The 19,596-nt window shown below is 44.0% G+C and carries 19 protein-coding genes; 16 read left to right on the top strand and 3 right to left on the bottom strand.

Annotated elements, in window-relative coordinates:
* Positions 1–4: 4 nt before the first annotated feature.
* From BEL04_RS05270 to BEL04_RS05240, 7 genes are all read left to right on the top strand, one after another.
* Positions 5–283, top strand: a complete 279-nt coding sequence (locus BEL04_RS05270) for a hypothetical protein (RefSeq protein WP_139112923.1) — start codon at positions 5–7, stop codon at positions 281–283.
* A gap of 18 nt (positions 284–301) precedes the next feature.
* Positions 302–631 carry a gliding motility protein GldC gene (gldC, locus tag BEL04_RS05265; protein WP_066000964.1) on the top strand — a complete coding sequence of 110 codons (330 nt, stop codon included), beginning with the start codon at positions 302–304 and terminating at the stop codon, positions 629–631.
* 15 nt (positions 632–646) lie between these two features.
* Positions 647–1,072 carry a hypothetical protein gene (locus BEL04_RS05260; RefSeq protein ID WP_066000961.1) on the top strand — a complete coding sequence of 142 codons (426 nt, stop codon included), beginning with the start codon at positions 647–649 and terminating at the stop codon, positions 1,070–1,072.
* Positions 1,073–1,212: 140 nt separating this feature from the next.
* Positions 1,213–4,677, top strand: a complete 3,465-nt coding sequence (locus tag BEL04_RS05255) for a response regulator (RefSeq protein WP_066000959.1) — start codon at positions 1,213–1,215, stop codon at positions 4,675–4,677.
* A 2-nt stretch (positions 4,678–4,679) separates the two neighbouring features.
* Positions 4,680–5,507 carry a protein-glutamate O-methyltransferase CheR gene (locus BEL04_RS05250; RefSeq protein ID WP_066000956.1) on the top strand — a complete coding sequence of 276 codons (828 nt, stop codon included), beginning with the start codon at positions 4,680–4,682 and terminating at the stop codon, positions 5,505–5,507.
* Complete coding sequence (locus BEL04_RS05245) at positions 5,500–6,102, top strand: chemotaxis protein CheB (RefSeq protein ID WP_175404000.1); 603 nt, start codon at positions 5,500–5,502, stop codon at positions 6,100–6,102. The genes BEL04_RS05250 and BEL04_RS05245 overlap by 8 nt, the downstream gene beginning before the upstream one ends.
* Before the next feature lie 22 nt (positions 6,103–6,124).
* On the top strand, positions 6,125–8,068 hold the full coding sequence (locus tag BEL04_RS05240) for a response regulator (RefSeq protein WP_066000951.1): 1,944 nt from the start codon (positions 6,125–6,127) through the stop codon (positions 8,066–8,068).
* On the opposite strand, the gene BEL04_RS05235 is transcribed toward BEL04_RS05240, so the two are convergent.
* A complete protein-coding gene (locus BEL04_RS05235) occupies positions 8,057–8,542 on the bottom strand; it encodes a methylated-DNA--[protein]-cysteine S-methyltransferase (protein WP_066000950.1) in 486 nt (161 codons plus the stop codon). The genes BEL04_RS05240 and BEL04_RS05235 overlap by 12 nt on opposite strands.
* 229 nt (positions 8,543–8,771) lie before the next feature.
* Positions 8,772–8,984, bottom strand: coding sequence for a hypothetical protein (locus BEL04_RS05230; protein WP_066000945.1), 213 nt, complete (start codon positions 8,982–8,984; stop codon positions 8,772–8,774).
* A 142-nt stretch (positions 8,985–9,126) separates the two neighbouring features.
* Here BEL04_RS05230 and BEL04_RS05225 point away from each other — a divergent pair, with 142 nt between their 5' ends.
* The 9 genes from BEL04_RS05225 (at position 9,127) to BEL04_RS05185 (ending at position 18,376) form a co-directional block, all read left to right on the top strand.
* Positions 9,127–9,810 carry a heme exporter protein CcmB gene (locus tag BEL04_RS05225; protein WP_066000943.1) on the top strand — a complete coding sequence of 228 codons (684 nt, stop codon included), beginning with the start codon at positions 9,127–9,129 and terminating at the stop codon, positions 9,808–9,810.
* A gap of 36 nt (positions 9,811–9,846) precedes the next feature.
* Entirely contained in the window at positions 9,847–11,049 is a 1,203-nt protein-coding gene (locus BEL04_RS05220; protein WP_139112922.1) for a carboxypeptidase-like regulatory domain-containing protein, read from the top strand.
* 129 nt (positions 11,050–11,178) lie between these two features.
* On the top strand, positions 11,179–11,853 hold the full coding sequence (locus BEL04_RS05215) for a cytochrome c biogenesis protein (RefSeq protein ID WP_371327579.1): 675 nt from the start codon (positions 11,179–11,181) through the stop codon (positions 11,851–11,853).
* Positions 11,853–12,056, top strand: a complete 204-nt coding sequence (locus tag BEL04_RS05210; RefSeq protein ID WP_066000939.1) for a CcmD family protein — start codon at positions 11,853–11,855, stop codon at positions 12,054–12,056. Before BEL04_RS05215 ends, BEL04_RS05210 begins: the two co-directional genes overlap by 1 nt.
* A gap of 242 nt (positions 12,057–12,298) precedes the next feature.
* Positions 12,299–13,735, top strand: a complete 1,437-nt coding sequence (locus BEL04_RS05205) for a Glu/Leu/Phe/Val dehydrogenase (protein WP_066000937.1) — start codon at positions 12,299–12,301, stop codon at positions 13,733–13,735.
* Positions 13,736–14,146: 411 nt separating this feature from the next.
* The gene (locus tag BEL04_RS05200) at positions 14,147–14,557 is read left to right on the top strand and encodes a cytochrome c maturation protein CcmE (protein WP_066000935.1); all 411 of its coding nucleotides are present in this window, start codon (positions 14,147–14,149) and stop codon (positions 14,555–14,557) included.
* Between the two features lie 5 nt (positions 14,558–14,562).
* The gene (ccsA, locus tag BEL04_RS05195) at positions 14,563–17,034 is read left to right on the top strand and encodes a cytochrome c biogenesis protein CcsA (protein WP_066000933.1); all 2,472 of its coding nucleotides are present in this window, start codon (positions 14,563–14,565) and stop codon (positions 17,032–17,034) included.
* Between the two features lie 74 nt (positions 17,035–17,108).
* Positions 17,109–17,561: an SPW repeat protein gene (locus tag BEL04_RS05190; protein WP_066000931.1), complete on the top strand. Its 453-nt coding sequence runs from the start codon at positions 17,109–17,111 to the stop codon at positions 17,559–17,561.
* A 101-nt stretch (positions 17,562–17,662) separates the two neighbouring features.
* A complete protein-coding gene (locus BEL04_RS05185) occupies positions 17,663–18,376 on the top strand; it encodes a phytanoyl-CoA dioxygenase family protein (RefSeq protein WP_066000925.1) in 714 nt (237 codons plus the stop codon).
* Here the strand turns inward: BEL04_RS05185 and BEL04_RS05180 are convergent, their stop codons facing one another.
* On the bottom strand, positions 18,377–19,519 hold the full coding sequence (locus BEL04_RS05180) for a putative sensor domain DACNV-containing protein (protein ID WP_066000919.1): 1,143 nt from the start codon (positions 19,517–19,519) through the stop codon (positions 18,377–18,379).
* Between the last annotated feature and the right edge of the window lie 77 nt (positions 19,520–19,596).

Below are 19,596 nucleotides of genomic sequence, written 5' to 3'. Positions count from 1 at the left end.
ATTTATGAAGCTGAGAATTACACCGCTTAATTTTGCTACCGCGTTCTTTTTTGTAGTGGCTGCGCTTATATTCTTTAAAGGTGCCCATGTGCTGAATATTGCTTATTCGATGCCGCAACAGCATTTGCGCGTGACACTGAGCGTTATATTTTTCTTTTTCGGACTGGTAGTCGCATTTTTAGATGTGATATTGCGCAATTTCTTCCCTGAGATGAAAAAACTCTGGCTGGTTGAGTCGTGCTTTATTGTTTTAACCGCTGTTATATTTCTACTGATCAAATAACCTACTCTCCATATTTACATGAAAAAAGCTGAGATTAAACTAACTATCGAACTGGATGATAACAACGTTCCGGAAAAAATAACTTGGGAATCCACCGATTCGAAAAATAAAGAAGCATTACCCGTTAACTCATTTATGCTCTCGCTGTGGGATCATAACTTTAAAAACACCCTGCGTATTGACTTGTGGACGAAAGAAATGCCTGTTGACGAAATGAAACGCTTTTTTTACGAAAGCCTGCAAACCATGGGCGACAGCTTTTTACGCGCTACCGGCGAGAAGAATATTATTGAAGATTTGAGAGATTATTGTGCACATTTTGCAGATAAAATGGAATTAAAACAATAATTGTATATTTAAGCCATGCGTATTAGTTCGTTAATCTCGTTTATCGGTTTTGTACTGATTATTGCCGGTTGCTATTGCCGGCTGCTGGTTTTTAAAGTATTGGTTAATTGGGCGCATTACGATATTTTCGGCTTGAGTAAGCCTTACGGTATTGTAGTGTTGCTGATGGCTGTTATCGGCATTTTGGCCATTGCGCTCGACAGGCGCGCACTAATCAAACTATCAGCCTATGTGAGCCTCGCTTTAATAACACTGCTTTTTGCGGGTGTAGTCTTCCAGGTAAAAAACACGCTCAGCTCACTGCCCTTTAATTTTTTGGCTCAATTATTATCAAAAGCTATCAGGTTTAAATGGGGTTGGTATGTGTTATTTGCCGGAGGCATATTGGCTGTGGCCGGTACATTCGCATCTAAACCGAAACCTATTAAACATACTTCATAATTAAATAGCTTTTTTACTAATTTATTTTTTTTCTTAATACCTGCATGCGAAATGAAAAACATCTTTTTATTTCGCATTTTCGTATTTATATTGTGGCTTATATTTAAACCATCCGTAAAAATAACAGTATAAACATAATTATGCTAAAACTTTCTTTCAGGCAGCAGGTATTAACCGGCTTTGGGGTATCGATTATACTGGTGTTTATTGTTGCCATCCTGTCATACAGAAGTATACAACAACTTGAAGAAGATAACAAATGGGTAAACCATACGCAACAGGTTATTGATCATTCAACCGATCTGCTGCAATACCTTATAGATGCCGAAACGGCCATGCGTGGTTATTGTGCCACTGGTAAGCCTGCTTTTCTGGAACCGTATAATTCCTCAGTACCACTTGTTACAGTAGGCATCGACTCGTTGAAAAAATTAATCAGTGATAACCCGTTAGAGATTAAAAGAGTTGATTCGTTGCACCGATTGATAAATAATCAGCTAAATATCCTAAAGACAAACATCGAATTGCGACCTATCAGGGGCCTTGATTTCATGGTTCAGAATGATATGCTTTTGCGGGGGAAATCCAATATGGATTCTATCCGTATGATAACCGGCAACATTGTAAAAGAAGAAGATCACTTACTCGGTATCCGGCAAGACAAATCATATTCTGCTTCAGCCAGAACTGTTTTTATCATTGTTTCGGGTTCGCTTATCTTTCTCGTCATCGTTATAGTTTTGTTCTTCTACATACAGCGCAGCTTTGACGAACAAAAACGCATAGAGGCGGAGGTGCGGCGTGCAAATGATGCTCTTGAGGTTGTGCTGAAAGAAAACGAGGCTAAAAACTGGTTGCTGACTGGTACCGGCAAACTAAGCGAACTGGTACAGGGAGAGCAGAGTGAATTGGAAATAGCCCAAAAAGTCATTACCGAAATATGTGCTTACGCCAGGGCTCAAACGGGCACCTTTTATTTATTCAACCCGAAAGATAACAGGCTCGACTTTACTGCCGCTTACGCATTTCACAACCTGGATATGATTAAAAAACAGGTTAAAATGGGCGAAGGCTGGCTTGGCCAGGCAGCCGAAAACGGACGGGCACAGGTTATTAAAGGCAAGCTGAATGATAAACTGAACCTGGAATCGTCGCTTTTAAAACAGGAGGTTTATAACGCTATTATATTGCCGTTCTTTTTCGATAAAAAATTGAAAGGGGCAGTCGAGCTCGCCTTTGCAAATGACCTTAGCCCGGGCGAAGAAGATTATTTAAAGCTTAGCGCTGATATTATCGGCATAGCCATTAATACGGCACAGGCCCGTACTACGATGCAGGATCTGTTTGAGGAAGTACAGCAACAGGCCGAGGAACTGGAAGCGCAACAGGAAGAGTTGCGCACAACCAACGAAGAGCTGGTGAAAAAAACCGAGATGCTGCAGTCATCCGAGGAAGAATTGCGTGTGCAGCAGGAAGAATTGCGAACTACCAATGCCGAACTGGAAGAAAAAGCCAGTTTGCTTGAAGAGAAAAACCAGGCTATTGAAGAGGCCCGCCGTTCCATAACCCAGCAAATGCACCAGTTGGAAACAACCGGTAAATACAAATCAGAGTTTTTGGCCAACATGAGCCACGAACTGCGCACGCCTTTGAACAGTATTTTAGTACTTGCGCGGATATTGAAAGATAATAAAACGGCTAACCTTACCGAAGACCAGATCAAATACTCGAGTGTGATATTTAATGCCGGTAACGATTTGCTTACCCTGATCAACGATATACTCGACCTGTCGAAGATCGAATCGGGCAAACTGGAGATGGTGAACGAAAAAGTAAAAGTAAGCGATATATTAAAAGATATCGAAATGCTTTTTACCGAAGTTGCGGCCAGCAAAAAAATAACCTTTACAACGCATAAGGATGTAAATACGCCCGAGTATGTACTGACAGACAATACCCGTGCACAGCAGGTGATCAAAAACCTGCTATCGAACGCGTTTAAATTTACACCGGAGAACGGATCGGTAAATGTTAACGCCGGTGTTGATAAAACAGGTAAAAACCTGCTGCTGACTATCAAAGATACAGGCATTGGCATACCGTACGATAAACAAAAACTCATATTTGAAGCTTTTCAGCAAGCTGATGGTTCAACCAGCCGTAAATATGGTGGTACAGGGTTAGGCTTGTCCATCAGCCGTGAGCTGGCGCATTTGCTTGGCGGCTCGATTACCCTGAAGAGTGCTCCTGGCGAAGGCAGTGAGTTTACCCTGGTGCTGCCTGTTGAAGGTACGGTGTTTAAAACCGCAGAAGGCGAACCGCCCGAAGTTGGAAAGCTGATAGCGCAAGCCGATGAATTGCCATCGTTTCAATTACAAAGTCCACTAAAAATTGAAAATATCAGGAAGGGCCGTACCGAACCATTGGTGGTCATTGTGGAGGATGATAAAAACTTCGCCAATATATTGCAGGATTACTCCAAACAGCATGGCTATAAATCAATCCTGGTGCACGACGGAGACGAGGCATTTGCAACCATTAAACAAAACCTGCCCGATGCCGTGATATTGGATATTATGTTACCAGGCAAGGATGGCTGGGAGATTTTGAAAGAGGTGAAGGCGGACGGTGAGACGGCAGCTATCCCGGTGCACTTAATGTCGGCAGGTGATGCCGCTGCAAATAAGGTACGTAAATCGGGAGCGATAAGCTTCCTTAAAAAACCGATCAATGCCGATGTGCTGGACAACCTGTTTAAAGATATGGTTGCAAAAACAGGCAGGGCATTTAAACAGATATTGCTGATAGAGGATCATCAAATGCAGAGCCAAGCCTTAAAAGAGTTGATGGAGAAGCAGAATATAGCTGTAGACCAGGCTTTTGATGGCGAAACGGCATTTGGCATGATACTCGAAAACGAGTATCAATGCGTAATACTCGATCTTAACCTGCCCGACATTTCGGGGCTCGACCTGTTGGATAAGATTAAGGAGATCGACAGGTTTGCCGAACTGCCGGTTATCATCAACACAGCCATGGAACTGGATAAAACCTCTGTTAACAGGTTAATGCAATATGCAAATGCAATGGTTGTTAAAAACAACAAATCGAGCGAACGGTTAATAGACGAGGTAAATCTGTTTTTAAATAAAATTAACAGCATGGCCGATCATCCTTACCAGGGTAAGGCCGCTGCTAAGGTTAAATCATACTCGGGCGACAGGCAAATGTTAAAAAATAAAAAAATACTGGTGGTTGATGATGATATGCGTAATATCTTCGCGCTAAGCAGCGCTTTGGAAAGCTATGATATGAAAGTTGAGATAGCTAACGATGGCCAGGAGGCATTGACCAAACTTGATGAGATTGAAGATATCGACCTGGTGCTGATGGATATCATGATGCCGGTAATGGATGGTTATGAGGCTATGCGGCAGATACGCAAACAGGTTAAATACACCAAACTGCCGGTTATTGCACTTACCGCAAAAGCAATGAAGGAAGACAGGGAAAAATGTATTGATGCCGGTGCAAACGATTATATAACCAAGCCTGTTGATATTGACAGATTGCTTGCACTGATGCAGGTTTGGCTCGAACAATAAAAATGCGTGGCTCTACTGACGAATTAGATTCGATACAATTAACCGAGTTAATAAGCCTTGTAAAAAATCTTTACGGGTTTGACTTTATGCATTACTCCAAAGCTTCGCTAAAACGAAGGATTATGCGGATAATGCAGTTAAAGAAGTATGATTTTTGGGAACTGAAGCATGCGCTCATCAATAACACGGCTTTTTTCCAGGAGTTTTTAGAAGAAATTACGGTAAACGTTACCGAGATGTTTCGCGACCCGTCCTTTTACCGGGCGTTGAAAACCCAGGTGATGCCGTATCTTGCCACTTTTCAAAGGATCAAAATATGGAGCGCCGGGTGCTCATCCGGTGAAGAACCGTATTCGCTGGCGATATTGATGCAGGAGCTCGGGTATAAAAACAAATCGTTTATTTATGCCACCGATATTAACACTGAAGTACTGCAGCACGCAAAAAAAGGCATCTATAGTTTGCGCAATATTAAAGGCTATGCCGAAAACTACAACCAGGTGGGTTTGCCCGGAACGTTGACAGATCATTTTACTATTATGTATGATGCTGCAACCGTGCATTCCGAATTAAAAAAGAATACTTTGTTCTCTGTACACAACCTTATTTCGGATGGTGCGTTTAATGAGTTTCAGATGATATGCTGCCGGAATGTGTTTATTTATTTCGAGAGTGAACTGCAGGAGAGGGTACTCGATGTATTTTATAATAGTTTATGCAACCTGGGTTTTTTATGCCTGGGCTCGAAAGAAACCATACGGTCTGACTATTACAAGAAACGGTTAAAGGTTGTAAATTCGAGGGAGAATATCTATCAAAAAGTTGGATAACGACTTGGATGCTATATTGCGGCGTTTAAATAAGGCTGAAGTTATTTTTATTGGTGGTTCTGCCGGTTCGTTTTCGCCTGTTTTTAATATCGTCAGATCACTGCCGCATGATTTCAAACAAACGCTGGTTATTATAATCCACCGGGGCAAAAATAATTTTAGCGATATTGAAAATCTGTTCGGCAATAATTGTCGTATATCCGTGAGCGAAATTACGGATAAGGATAAAATAGCCGCGGGCAAAGTATACATAGCCCCCGCAAATTACCATACCCTGATTGAAAAAAATAAGACTTTTGCCTTGGACGTGTCGGAGCCGGTATGGTTTTCAAAACCATCAATTGATGTAACTTTTGATAGCGCCGCAAGGACTTACGGTGCAAAATGCGCTGCGATATTATTTTCGGGAGCAAACCAGGATGGAGCCGAAGGCTTGCTTAAATTGCGCGGTTCGGGTGCTTTAACCATTGTACAAAGTCCCGACGACGCCGAAATAACAACAATGCCCCAGGCGGCAATTGATATCAACGCAGGCGAGTTTGTTTTAAAAGCTAACCAGATATTAAACTTAATGACGGGGAATAGTCAAACCTAAAACTACTTTATCAAATTAACACATGATCCCAGTCAATATATTGATCGTTGACGACAGAAAAGAAAATATAATTGCGCTTGAGGCGTTGATAGCGCAGAAAGGCGTTAACTTATTGTCGACGACGTCAGCTAACGACGCCCTGAAAATTGCCTGGGAAAATGAAATAAGTATCGCCCTGGTAGATGTTCAGATGCCCGAAATGGACGGCTTTGAATTTGCCAGCATGCTCAAATCAAACCCGAGGACTAAAGACATCCTGATCATATTTGTTACCGCAATTTCAAAAGAGCCAAAGTATGCAGTACAGGGTTTTGGAGCGGGAGGGATAGACTACCTGTATAAGCCGCTCGATCCGTATATCACCTCGGCCAAGGTTAATTCGTTCATCAGTATGTCGCGCAACCAGCTCGAGATCAAAAAAAAGAACGAAGAACTCGAAAATTATGCACTGGTAGTAAGTAACTCGGCCGATATTATCTGTTCGGTCGATGCGCATACCTTGCGTATCAAAAGCATTAACCCTGCTGTCGAAAAAATAATGCAATACAAGCCCGAAGAGGTTAAAGGCAAAAGCATTATCGACCTGGCCGCCGAAACAGACAGGCCGGCCTTTCGAAAAAAGCTTGAAGAAATCATCAAAGATAACCTGGCTTTCGCAGTGTTCGAGTTTAAGTTTGAAACCTTTGATAAACGGATAATATGGGTTGAGTGCCGCGCATCGTATCGTAATAAGGTTATTTTTATTAACATCAGCGATATTTCTCCGCAAAAGAGCTACCTCGAACAGCTCATCAAATCGAAAGAACTCGCCGAATACGGCCGTAAGGTTAAGGAAACATTCCTGGCCAACATGAGCCACGAACTGCGTACACCGGTTAATGGCATCATAGGCCTTACCGTTTTGCTGAAAAATACCCAGTTGGACACCCAGCAACTTGGTATGGTCGATTTACTTAACGTGTCGTCGCAGTCGTTGTTAGGCGTAATTAACGATGTACTTGATATATCGAAGATTGAGGCGGGTAAATTTAGTATTGTTCGAACGTCGTGCAACATCCGCGAAATAGTTGGTTCGGTAATGGACCTGCTTAAATTTAAGGCCGATGAAAAGAATATCGAGCTGATACTGGATGTTGCACACGATGTGCCCGAGTGTATTATGGTCGACTCGCTGCGTCTGAACCAGATACTCATGAACCTTATCGGTAACGCTATTAAGTTTACCGATAAAGGTTATGTTAAGCTTTCGGTAATTGCGGATAAAAAGCATGATAACAAGGTAAAACTTAAATTCGGTGTCGAAGATACCGGTATCGGTATACCTACAGGCAGGCTGAATAAGATATTCGATTCGTTTGAGCAGGCAGAGGATGATACCACAAGCAAATATGGCGGCACAGGTTTGGGGCTCACCATTGTTAAAAAGCTGATTGAGCTTAAAGGTGGCGACCTGACCGTTAGCAGCCAGGTAGGGAAGGGGAGTGTATTTACATTCGCCAACTGGTACAGTGTGGCCGAGGCCCCAAAACCACAGGTAACTAAAAATGTCAATATTAAAGATCTGCCTCCGTTTAACGATGTAAGGGTATTACTGGCCGAAGATAACGTGGTAAACCAGTTTATGATGAATAAAATGCTCAAGGGCTGGAACATCGAGGTGATAATGGTTGACAATGGCCGGAAGGCGATAGAAACGCTTACCCGGGAAGATTTCGACCTCGTACTGTTAGATACCCACATGCCCGAAATGAACGGCTACCAAACTGCCAAAACCATCAGGGTTGATTTTGAGGAGCCTAAGCGAAATATACCGATTATTTCGCTGTCAGCAGCTACGTTCGATCACGAGCAGCAGCAAGCCCTGGCATCGGGCATGAACGATGTGCTGGGCAAGCCTTTTCAGCCATATGAGCTGCATCTAAAAATAAGCAAACTCCTTGATATCAATAAGTTGTCAAAAATCTAAGCTGGTTTGGCCTACACCCGCTACCCTGGCTTCGTGGGCCAGCAGCCACTTTTTACGCCACAAACCGCCGCCATAGCCTGTAAGGCTGCCATCGGCGCCAATAACACGGTGGCAGGGCACTATCAGCCACCATGGGTTTTTACCGTTTGTTGAAGCAATAGCGCGGATAGCCAACGGATTGTTCATCATTTCTGATTGTTGCCGGTACGATATGGTTTTTCCATAATCTATCTTTTGTAAAGTATCCCAAACCTGCTGCTGAAACGCAGAGCCCTCATGTTTTAAGGGAAGGTCGAAAACTCTGCGCTTGCCTGCAAAATATTCATCGAGTTGCTGTATGGCCCGTTCGATCAATGGTGAACTCGCTTCTTCCATCTCGGGAATGGTATCCAAAATGCTCACACTGCTGATGAAGCCATCAGTTTCGGTAATGCGGGCAACACCGACGGGCGTTTGGTAGTAAACTTGAGGCATAAACAAATATATGCGCAAATGAGGAGATATGCAGATGATTTCTATCGTCCCGTTTTGATTTTTTGTATTAAAGGCGAGATAACCGTCAGATCAGGCTGAACACTCGCTATAAATTAACGCAAGCCGGTGATTGCAAGTGATCTTAATTCCTGATTATTTACTAACTGATTTGTTTTTTAATTGAGTAAATGATCCCGCGGTTGCTCGGTTCTTGCGTCTTGATTCTATTTCAACAGGCATTGGCCAGCACCTCACGAATCTGATCTTCAATTTCCAGGTCGATTTTGGATTTGAGCAAGCTGCCGCACTTTGAACACCTTACGTTTGTGGTTAACGCTTTTTCGAGCGAAAGGTAGGTAATAGCTGTAGATTTATATTTATATATCGAGTTTGTACATTGCGGATTAAAGCAGTAACAAGCTATGGTTTCGTCGGTATTCATATCCCTTGCTGTTTATATTTAACTTGCTGCAACAACTATACCACTATCTGTATAATGATTAACGCTTACAATCAAATTACATTATTGCAGCCCGGCTCTTTTTGTGCTTTATCCGCTTTTTTAAAATGTATATTTGCGACCAATGAATTTGTTCGATCAAACCATACATCTGCTTAAAAAAGAAATACTGTTGGAGTGGAGATCAAAATACGCCTTTAATGGTGTATTATTATACGTGGTGTCGACCGTGTTTGTTTGCTATATGGCGTTTAATTTAAACCAGGGGTTTGTTGATAGTCAGGGCTACCCGCTGGTGTGGAATGTGCTGTTCTGGGTCATCATCCTGTTTGCGTCGGTAAACGCCATAGCCAAGAGCTTTTTACAGGAAAGTAAGGGGCGTTTGCTTTACTATTACGCTATTGCCGGTCCGCACGCCATCATCCTGTCAAAAATAATTTATAATATATTATTGATGACCCTGTTGAGCATACTGGCTTTAATAATATACAGTGTGTTCTTTAAAAACCCTACAGTTGATAACCTTTACTATTGCATAACTGTGCTGTTAGGCAGTATCAGTTTCTCTACCGTATTTACGATGATATCGGCTATAGCCTCAAAAGCAGGCAACAACGGCACACTGATGGCTATTTTGAGCTTTCCGGTTATCATCCCGGTAATATTGTTGCTTATACGCTTAAGTAAAAGAGCGATGGACGGGCTGGATCGCGGCCTGAGCACACAGGATATTGTTACCTTGCTTGCAATAAATGTCATCGTTGTTGCAACATCGCTCATCCTGTTCCCGTTCTTATGGCGCGATTGATCGCCTATTTAAATTGTTACACCTGTTTTTATTTTTTTGCAAGTATTTTTAGCCATGCGTTTTGTGTTTTATTTGATGCTGGGCATGCTGCTGCCTGTATATGTGTTTGCCCAGGATGGTACCATAACCGGCAAAGTAACCAGTGCCGACCTGCAAATGCCCCTGGCCAAAGCCAGCGTGTTTTTAAGCAATGCTACTTACGGCACTTCAACCGAAAGCGACGGCAGTTTTGCTTTACGCGGATTAAAGCCCGGCCAGTACGAGCTGGTGGTGAGTTATGTGGGCTACGATAGTTATCATAAAACCATATTGGTTGGCCCAGCGCCGATTAACCTTACTATCGAGCTGCATTTGAAAAGCATCGGGCTTACGGAAGTTTCAGTATCGGCGCATAAGTTTTCGAAAGAGAATTATGTCATGTTTCTGAAATATTTTTTAGGGACGTCGGCCAACGCGAAGCAATGCAAAATATTAAACCCCAAGGTTATCGATCTGAATTACCGCCGCAACGATAAAATATTGGAAGGCCATAGCGATGATTTTATCATCATTGAGAACCGCGCGCTGGGATACAGGTTAAAATACCTGCTCGAAGAGTTTAAGTTTGATGGGGTGGAGAACTTGGTGTCGATAGGAGGGCAGCCCCTGTACGAGGACTTGCCGGGCAGCAAATCGCAACTGGCAAAATGGAAAGCTAAGCGTGAGGATACCTATTATGGCTCCGCCATGCATTTTTACCGTTCGCTGATTAAGAACGACCTGGATGCGCAGGGCTTTGTGATGTACCGGCTTATCCGCCGCCCTAACCCCGATCGCCCGCCGCAGGCGGTTATCGTTAACCGGTTAGACCACTTTGAAGCCATCCGCAATTACGACTCCCTGCGGCGCTGGCAGCAACTGTATAACATGAAACGCTTTGACGAGAACCTGATTGAACACCCCATACCTTTGAACGAAATATTACATACTACCGATAGCGCCGGTATCTATGCCGTAGCCCTGAGTACCAACCTGTACGTGGTTTACAAGCGCAAGCACGATACGGTTATCGATACACAGTTATACCGCCCGCTCGACATGGACGACTCGATGGTGAGCATAGTTACGCTTTATAAAGGATACGCTTTCTTCGACAGGAATGGTATAATATTGAGCGGCCATGATGTTTTGAACGAGGGTGCGTGGGCACGCGATAAGATGCCTGAATTGTTGCCGGTTAATTACGAGCCGGGCGACTAGCCCGGAGCCTTGAGTCTGCAGTCTCGAGTCGTTATGCTGAGTTAAAGAAATTTTTAAAAAGACTCATGACTAAAGGCTCCGGACTCCGGACTGAATTATTTACCTTTGCCCATTGTTATTGACGCCCGAATGAAGTTTATTTATCAAACCTGGTGGAAGATACTGGCCGTTGTATTGGTGTTTTATACACTGATTGCCGGTTTATTGTTCCATGTGCCAACTTTACCAATCTTACACGAAACCATCCGAAACCTTTATTTTCATGTACCGATGTGGATGGCTATGTTCTCGGTGTTTTTTATATCGGTAGTGTTCAGCATTATGTATTTAAATACCGGGAAGGAAGAGTACGACCTGGCTTCTGTTGAGTGTGTGAATACCGGTATGATGTTTTTTGTACTGGGGCTGGTAACCGGCATGATGTGGGCCAAATATACCTGGGGCGAATACTGGAGCAACGACCCGAAACAAAACAGCGCAGCTATTGCCTTTTTGCTGTATTGCGCCTATGTGGTGCTGCGCAACTCGATAGATGAAGAACAGAAACGTGGCAAGATTTCATCGATATACAACATTTTTGCCTTTCCGATTATGGTGGTGCTGATTATGGTGCTGCCAAGGATGACCGACTCGCTGCACCCGGGCAACGGGGGTAACCCGGCTTTCGGCAAAATGGACCTGGATAACCGCATGCGGGTAGTACTTTATCCGGCATTTATAGGCTGGGCCCTGATAGGTGTTTGGATAGCTTCCATCCGCTACCGTATCCGTTTAATTGAACACAAAAAGAACACGATAAATTAATGAAGAAGTTATCCTCTATAATCCTATTCCTGCTTATATTTACTACCGTTTTCGCCCAGCAAAGTGCTGGTGTCGAAATGGCTGATACCCTGCGCAGTTCGGGCAAGATATATGTGGTAATTACCACTATTGCTATCGTGTTTATAGGTATTATTATCTACCTGTTCTCCATCGATAGACGCCTGAAGAAGCTCGAAAAGTAGAGTTCTATTGCGACATTTGTAATTTTTAGGCCATTTTTCGGTCTTATTTTACGAATGTTGAAAAAAATACGTTTTTTCAAATCGGTTCAAAAAATACCCCTATCTTAACTAAACATTGATTTTGTTCTGCTGTTAATGTTTTTGAGTTTTTGCCGGTAAGTTTTCACTTGCACAATTGATAAATTTTGCTGCACATTTGTCAACTTTTTAAAGAAACCAATTAGTTAAACAATTCTGAATTTATGTCGAACAGTATTATTATTGCTGACCAGGACACGCATTTTTTTAGTGACGTATGCCAAAATTTTGACCATGCCGCGCAATTTACCAAACACGATGCCGGCTTGCTCGACCAGATAAAATCATGCAACAGTGTATACCGTTTCCGCTTCCCGATAAGGAAAGGTAACGGGTTTGAAGTAATAGACGCCTGGCGTGTTGAGCACTCGCAGCACCAATCGCCAACCAAAGGCGGTATCCGCTACAGCGAAATGGTTAATGAAGATGAAGTGATGGCTCTTGCCGCGCTCATGACTTATAAATGCGCCATTGTTAACGTACCTTTTGGCGGAGCAAAGGGTGGTATAAAAATCAACCCCAAAAATTACACCGTAACAGAGCTCGAAAACATTACCCGCCGTTATACGGTCGAGCTGGCCAAGAAAAACTTTATAGGTCCGAGCATCGATGTGCCTGCGCCCGATTATGGATCGGGCGAGCGCGAAATGAGCTGGATTGCCGATACCTATGCCACCATGAACCCCGGCCAGCTGGATGCAATGGGCTGCGTTACCGGTAAGCCAATTGCCCTGCATGGTATTGCCGGCCGCCGCGAAGCCACCGGCCGCGGCGTGGCTATTGCCGCCCGCGAATGTGTTAGTGTTGGCGAGGATATGCAGAAAATAGGGTTGACACCGGGCTTATCTGGTAAAAAAGTGATAGTACAGGGTCTGGGTAACGTGGGTTACCACTCGGCTAAATTCCTGTCGGAGTTTGGCGCGCTTATCGTAGGCATCTGCGAGTACGAAGGCGCTATTTACAATGCCGATGGTTTAGATGTTGAAACCGTGTTTTTGCACCGCAAAACAACCGGATCGATATTAGGCTACCCGGGCGCGAAAAAAGAGTTTAAAAACCCGATGGAGGGTTTGGAGCAACCTTGCGATATCCTGGTACCGGCAGCTTTAGAGAACCAGATCACACTGGCCAATATTGGCCGTATACAGGCTAAAATTATTGTGGAAGGAGCTAATGGCCCAACCTCGCCCGAGGCTGAGGCTATATTCTATAAAAACGGCGGTATCATCATACCCGATATGTATGCCAATGCAGGCGGTGTTACGGTTTCGTACTTCGAATGGTTGAAAAATCTGTCGCACGTGGCATTTGGACGTATGAACCGCAGGTTTGAAGAAAACTCGAACCTTAACCTGGTGAACATGGTTGAGGGTATCACCGGTGTCGCTTTGTCGCCGGTGCAGCGGGCCAGTATCATCAAAGGCGCTTCGGAGCTTGAACTGGTAAACTCAGGTTTAGAGGACACCATGATCCGTTCGTACCACGAGATCCGCGAAACTTTATTGAATAATCCCAAGATTGGTAACCAACGGACCGCCGCATTTGTTGGCGCAATTAACAAGATTGCGGTATCGTACCAAAACTTAGGTGTTTGGCCGTAAAGAATGGTTAATTGGTTCATTAGTTGATCGATTCTATTTCGCATCAACACTTAAAAATATAACGTCATTACGTAAGCACAGTAAATGATCTGGAAAGAGGCATTTAGCTTATGTAATGGCGTTTACCATTTGTTTGAATACGGTCAAGAATCAAGAGTCAGGAATCAAGACAAACTTCTTTCGGTACGTCATTGCGAGGTACGAAGCAATCTTTACACACGCAGGTGCGATTCAATGCAACGATTGTCCTATGTAGGGATTGCTTCACTATCGTTCACAATGACGTTTTGGAAAAGGTCTTGATTCTTTCTCTCAAGAATAATTCTAAATAAGATATATCGCTTGTAATAAACATTATTAACTACACGTTTTGTATTTTTGCATTTCCCGGACTGGAGATTTATTACAAGCATGAAAAAAGGTTCTATTTTAGGCATCGTGGTTATCGCTATCGCTATAGCAGTAATTATCAGTACATATTCGAAAACAAGTAGTTATGGTTCGTTTAAAGAAGCCATGACCAGTGCTGCCCCTTTGCAGATCGTCGGTCACCTGGATAAGAGCAAAGAACTGTATTACGATGCGACAAAGGATGCCAACTACTTTTCGTTTTACATGACGGATAACAAAGGGCAGGAGTGCAAGGTTGTTTTCACCGGCACCAAGCCCCAGGATTTTGAACGCTCTGAGCAGGTGGTTTTAACCGGGCAGATGAGCGGAAACGAGTTTCACGCTTCGAAGATACTGATGAAGTGCCCATCAAAATATACCCAGGATAAGGTTGAAGTTACCGAATACAAGGCTAAATCGGCCACTATTTAATTTTAATGAATATAGCTTTTAAAGGCGAACACCTGCTCCCGGGCCAATTGGGCCAGTTCTTTATCGTATTGGCATTTGGTTCGGCGTTGTTGTCGACAATCGCTTATTACTTCGCTACCGTTAATAAAAATCCGTTAGATAAATCGTGGAACAAGCTCGGCCGCATTGGTTTCCGTATCAACACCGCATCAGTGGTGGGTATAGGTTGCTGCCTGTTTTATATCATTTACAACCACTTTTTCGAATATCATTATGCCTGGGCGCACTCGTCGCGTAACCTGCCTGTTTATTATATTATTTCGAGCTATTGGGAAGGGCAGGAAGGTAGTTTCTGGCTATGGGCATTCTGGCAGGGAATATTGGGTAATGTGCTGATATGGAAAGCCAAATCGTGGGAAAACCCGGTAATGACTATCGTGGCTTTATCGCAAACACTACTGTCGTCGATGTTGTTAGGCGTTGTGATATTTACACGTGTAGGCAGTTCACCTTTTATTTTGCTTCGCGAGGCTATACAGGCACCGATATTCAGTAGTCCCGAATACTTAGGATTTATTAAAGATGGTAACGGCCTTAACCCGCTGTTGCAAAACTACTGGATGGTGATCCACCCGCCAACCCTCTTCCTGGGGTTTGCATCGATGGTGGTGCCTTTTGCTTACGCGATAGCCGGCTTATGGCAAAAGAGATATAAGGAGTGGATACAGCCAGCTATTTCGTATGCGCTGTTCTCGGTAATGATACTGGGTACAGGTATTATTATGGGTTCGTTCTGGGCATACGAGTCGTTGAATTTTAACGGTTTCTGGGCCTGGGACCCGGTAGAGAACGCTTCCATGATCCCATGGCTGACATTGATTGCCGCTGTGCACGTACTCATCGTATATAAAAATACCGGGCAGTCCTATTTTACGGCTACTTTCCTGGTACTGATCAGTTTTGTATTGGTTTTATATGCGTCTTTCCTCACCCGCAGCGGTATCCTGGGCGAAACTTCGGTACATGCCTTTACCGATCTGGGCATGTTCTGGCACCTGGTTATTGATGTGCTTATCTTCCTGGCTATTGCCGCCGCTGCAGTGGCAGCACGCTGGAAAGAGCTGCCTTTCAGCAAAAAGGAGGAAGAGACCTATTCGCGCGAGTTCTGGATGTTTGTGGGCGCCTGCTTTTTAGGATTATCCTGTTTACAACTGGTGGCCGTAACATCTATCCCGGTTTTCAATGCCATCTTCGGTACGCATGCCGCGCCGCCTAACGAGCCGGTTAACTTTTACAATGTGTTTCAAAGCGGCTTTGCCGTGGTGGTTACCCTGCTGGCAGGTTTTACCCAGTTTTTGAAATATAAAAACACCGACGCGACAAAGTTTTATATCACTACCGTGATATACTTTGTTTTTTCGCTGCTGATAGGAGGTGTGATCATTTATTATACCGGCATCTATCACAACCATTGGATATATAGCGTATTAATGATAGGCGCGGTATACTCGGTAATGGCCAACGCCAAAATACTGGCCGATGTGTTTAAAGGCAAGATAAAACTTGCAGGTTCGGCGGTAGCGCATATCGGTTTTGGCTTGCTGTTGATCGGCGCGGTGATATCGGCCAGCACCAGTTCGGTAATTTCCATCAATAACACCGGCACTTCGTATGGTTCTGAATTTGCCAGGCAAGGTAATAACCCACGCGAGAACATTATGCTTTACCGTAACGAGCCGGTACAGATGGGCCCGTACCTGGTAACTTATCTTACCGATTCGGTTGCCTTGCCAAATCATTTTTTTAAAGTTGATTATAAGCGCATGGGAAGCGATGGCAAGGTGAAAGAAGAATTTGTATTAAAACCTAACGTACAGGCTAACCGGAAAATGGGCTTAGTCCCTTCTCCTGATACAAGGCATTATCTCTTCCACGATGTTTACACACACGTGAGCATGGCCAATATTAAGTTCGATGATGAAATGACCGGCGAAGGTAACGGCGGCCATGATGAAGCCAGCGACGATAAAAACTACGACCCGCCGATATTGCACGAGGTTGCCGTTGGCGATAGCATTCCGTACCGTGATGGAGTGATCTACCTGAAAGGTATCAACAAAAATGCCACCGTACAGGATATCAAACTAAAAGATAACGACGTTTCGGTAGGAGCTGAGCTGGAGATACATACCCACGGTAATGTTTATAAAAGCGAGCCGGTATACATGATCAAGGATGGCAGCAGTTTCGATTTTGCCCGCCGTGTGCCCGACGCGGGTTTGAAGCTGCGCTTCAGCAAAATTATCCCCGGTAAAACGCCGGCTGATTTTAAATTCGAGATATCAGTTTACCAGCAACCCGAAAGTAAAAAGCCATACATTGTGATGAAAGCCATCGAGTTTCAGGATATTAACTTTTTCTGGAGCGGGACCATTATTATGGTGATCGGATTTTTATTGTCGATCTTCCGCCGCAATAAAGAGCTGAAAACCGCATAACAATGTTAAATTTTTTTTAAAACAAACAACCAATATCATTACTTTTGTTTCAGCAATCAAACTATAAAAAATAAATGAAGCCTTTTATTTCAACAACAACTTACGGTATCATCAATTACATCGTAGCTGCTTTGTTATTGTCTTCGCGTTTACCTGAGACATTTAACCTTACTTACTACGGCGGCGCTGCCTTGTTCATCCCTATTTTAATGGGTGCTTTTTTAAGCTATATTGCTATCTTCAGCGATAACAAAGTAGGTTTTATCAAAGTATTCCCAATGCAGATGAGCCTGGTGCTGGGTATGTTCGCAGGTTTTTTACTGTTGGTTAGTCCGTGGCTATATGATTTTGCCGGTAAAAACTCCAATAACGACGGCGTATTCTGGCCTCATGTAATTTTCGGCGCCGTACTGTTGTTCTGCGCATTGTTTACCAAAAAATCGCCGTTTACAACCAGGCCACATCAGCAATTGTCGGAAGGTGGCTTAGATTCGATCGACTCGATTGAAGGCCGCTTGACACACTAACCGGATGTTGAAAATATTCGAAAAGGCTTCCTGAAAAATCCGGAGGCCTTTTTTGTTCAAGTTACATTGATGTATACGGAAGCCATATCAATGCTTATAAAATGATCTCTTACAAAATTCATCGGAATAATATCGACAGTAAGGGCTATAGCATTATTAACAACATTTTTGATCAAACCCAACTGGATGCAATAGTCGATATCATTGAGAAAACTGATACCGGAAGGCCTAGTTTTCGTAAAACCAACGACTTGTTTGCCATAAGGCAATTTCTCAAAGAGATACCGGAGATCAGGTCGCTGATATTTACCGCCAAATTGAACGAGTTGATCAGTAGGATATTTGGTGACGATTATTTTGCAGTTAAATCAATTTATTTTGATAAACCTGACGATAGTAACTGGTTTGTTGCTTATCACCAGGACCTTACTATTTCGGTAGATCGTAAGATACAACTATCGGATTTTGGTCCGTGGACGGTAAAGTACCAACAGTTTGCAGTGCAGCCGCCAATCAATATTCTTCAAAATAACTTTACTATACGCATTCATCTGGACGATACGGATGAGCAGAACGGCGCTTTGAAGGTTATTCCCGGTTCACAGTTAAAAGGGGTTTATCGCCCTGAAACGGTTAATTGGGGTGAAGAGCGGGAACATATTTGTGCTGTAGAGAAAGGCGGCGTAATGATTATGCGGCCTTTGCTGCTTCATGCTTCAGATCGTACGGTAAACAATAAAAAGCGCCGCGTGATACATATCGAGTTCAGCAACATACAGTTACCAGCAGGATTAAATTGGTCCGAAAAAGAGTAACTATAACAGCAAACTATCCACGCGGTGCGCGTGTACCATACCCTCGCAAGGCGACCAGGAAAAGATCGTAAAGCGGCCGTCCTGTGATGCTACCATCGCTATGGCGTCGCGCTGGTCGAACACAAACTGCGCTGCCGACAGGTGCCTGGTGCCGCCTTCGGCTCCGGGATGAATAATACGCGGCTCGACACCCAGCACTGGCTCGGTAACCATCATCCGCTCGACACGCTGGCTTTTTGCCGAGCGGGTTATCTTTGCGCCGAAGGCCAACAACTCGTGCCGGTCGTTAATCAGGGTGGCTCCGTCAACGGCAGTCAAACCGGCAACACTTTCAATAGCTTTGTTTAATTCTTCCTGCCAAAGGCTCATATCATTTTGGGCGACTTCCTGCTTTAACAGGTCGGCCAGGCCGCAAAACAGAGGTGTGAGCTGGTAATTGATAGGATGGATGATCGATTCGGCCCACCGTTCGTGTGCCGATGGGACAACCAGTAAAATGCCGCCGCGGCCATGCGCCCGCATGGATACCGCGAGTTGTACGTGGATATTGATAGAATGGCTCCACGATGCAGGGTTGTTAAAACCCAGTAACGAAGAGATCATTTCGGGGCAATCGGGTATTTCGTCGCTGCGTTCGTCGATGATCTTGATCTGATCGCCTTTCAGCACGGCCACATTCACAAACTTGCCAAAACCGCTGATGCGGCGGTGTTTAATAACGAGCAAACTTGGTTCGCTTACATCCAATACAAAACAAAAGGCCGGTATAACACGTGTCGTGCCCCAGATGTATAGTGTGTCGCTATCGTTCCACACACCTAAGTAAATACCCGCGCCTTCAATTGCCGGGGCAAGTTTAATAATCGTATCGGGAGTAAATTTTAACCTTTTGGCAAATACCATCGGCTGGCCTGCTTCGCCGGGTGGGAGGTAGGCGATAGATACTTTGGGCGAGTGCCCTTCTTCCTTGCGGAGGCTGGTCCAGAACGCCACATCAATTATAGCCTCGATCAGATAAGCCGGCGGCTGCGGAGCAAGTTGCTTTTCCAATCGGCCGTCGGCTGCCTTTAATTGCCGCGCAAAATGCGATTCGATAGACTCGGCAACAATACGTGCAGCGCTATAGGTAGGTTCGGATAACATTATGCTAAAATAAGCCTAATTAAATTAACGCCAATGCCCGGATAAAAATATGGCTGTACGATGTTATTCGGGAAACG

The sequence above is a fragment of the Mucilaginibacter sp. PPCGB 2223 genome (assembly GCF_001705515.1).
Lineage (GTDB): Bacteria > Bacteroidota > Bacteroidia > Sphingobacteriales > Sphingobacteriaceae > Mucilaginibacter.
Note: the sequence above shows the minus strand (reverse complement) of the source record. Positions and strands in the feature narration are given on the sequence as shown.

Bases quoted from the DNA above. Each gene is read 5' to 3' on its own strand.
- BEL04_RS05270 (WP_139112923.1), top strand. From the start codon at position 5: ATGAAGCTGAGAATTACACCGCTTAATTTTGCTACCGCGTTCTTTTTT.
- gldC (WP_066000964.1), top strand. From the start codon at position 302: ATGAAAAAAGCTGAGATTAAACTAACTATCGAACTGGATGATAACAAC.
- BEL04_RS05260 (WP_066000961.1), top strand. From the start codon at position 647: ATGCGTATTAGTTCGTTAATCTCGTTTATCGGTTTTGTACTGATTATT.
- BEL04_RS05255 (WP_066000959.1), top strand. From the start codon at position 1,213: ATGCTAAAACTTTCTTTCAGGCAGCAGGTATTAACCGGCTTTGGGGTA.
- BEL04_RS05250 (WP_066000956.1), top strand. From the start codon at position 4,680: ATGCGTGGCTCTACTGACGAATTAGATTCGATACAATTAACCGAGTTA.
- BEL04_RS05240 (WP_066000951.1), top strand. From the start codon at position 6,125: ATGATCCCAGTCAATATATTGATCGTTGACGACAGAAAAGAAAATATA.
- BEL04_RS05235 (WP_066000950.1), bottom strand. From the start codon at position 8,542: ATGCCTCAAGTTTACTACCAAACGCCCGTCGGTGTTGCCCGCATTACC.
- BEL04_RS05230 (WP_066000945.1), bottom strand. From the start codon at position 8,984: ATGAATACCGACGAAACCATAGCTTGTTACTGCTTTAATCCGCAATGT.
- BEL04_RS05225 (WP_066000943.1), top strand. From the start codon at position 9,127: ATGAATTTGTTCGATCAAACCATACATCTGCTTAAAAAAGAAATACTG.
- BEL04_RS05215 (WP_371327579.1), top strand. From the start codon at position 11,179: ATGAAGTTTATTTATCAAACCTGGTGGAAGATACTGGCCGTTGTATTG.
- BEL04_RS05210 (WP_066000939.1), top strand. From the start codon at position 11,853: ATGAAGAAGTTATCCTCTATAATCCTATTCCTGCTTATATTTACTACC.
- BEL04_RS05205 (WP_066000937.1), top strand. From the start codon at position 12,299: ATGTCGAACAGTATTATTATTGCTGACCAGGACACGCATTTTTTTAGT.
- BEL04_RS05200 (WP_066000935.1), top strand. From the start codon at position 14,147: ATGAAAAAAGGTTCTATTTTAGGCATCGTGGTTATCGCTATCGCTATA.
- ccsA (WP_066000933.1), top strand. From the start codon at position 14,563: ATGAATATAGCTTTTAAAGGCGAACACCTGCTCCCGGGCCAATTGGGC.
- BEL04_RS05190 (WP_066000931.1), top strand. From the start codon at position 17,109: ATGAAGCCTTTTATTTCAACAACAACTTACGGTATCATCAATTACATC.
- BEL04_RS05185 (WP_066000925.1), top strand. From the start codon at position 17,663: ATGATCTCTTACAAAATTCATCGGAATAATATCGACAGTAAGGGCTAT.
- BEL04_RS05180 (WP_066000919.1), bottom strand. From the start codon at position 19,519: ATGTTATCCGAACCTACCTATAGCGCTGCACGTATTGTTGCCGAGTCT.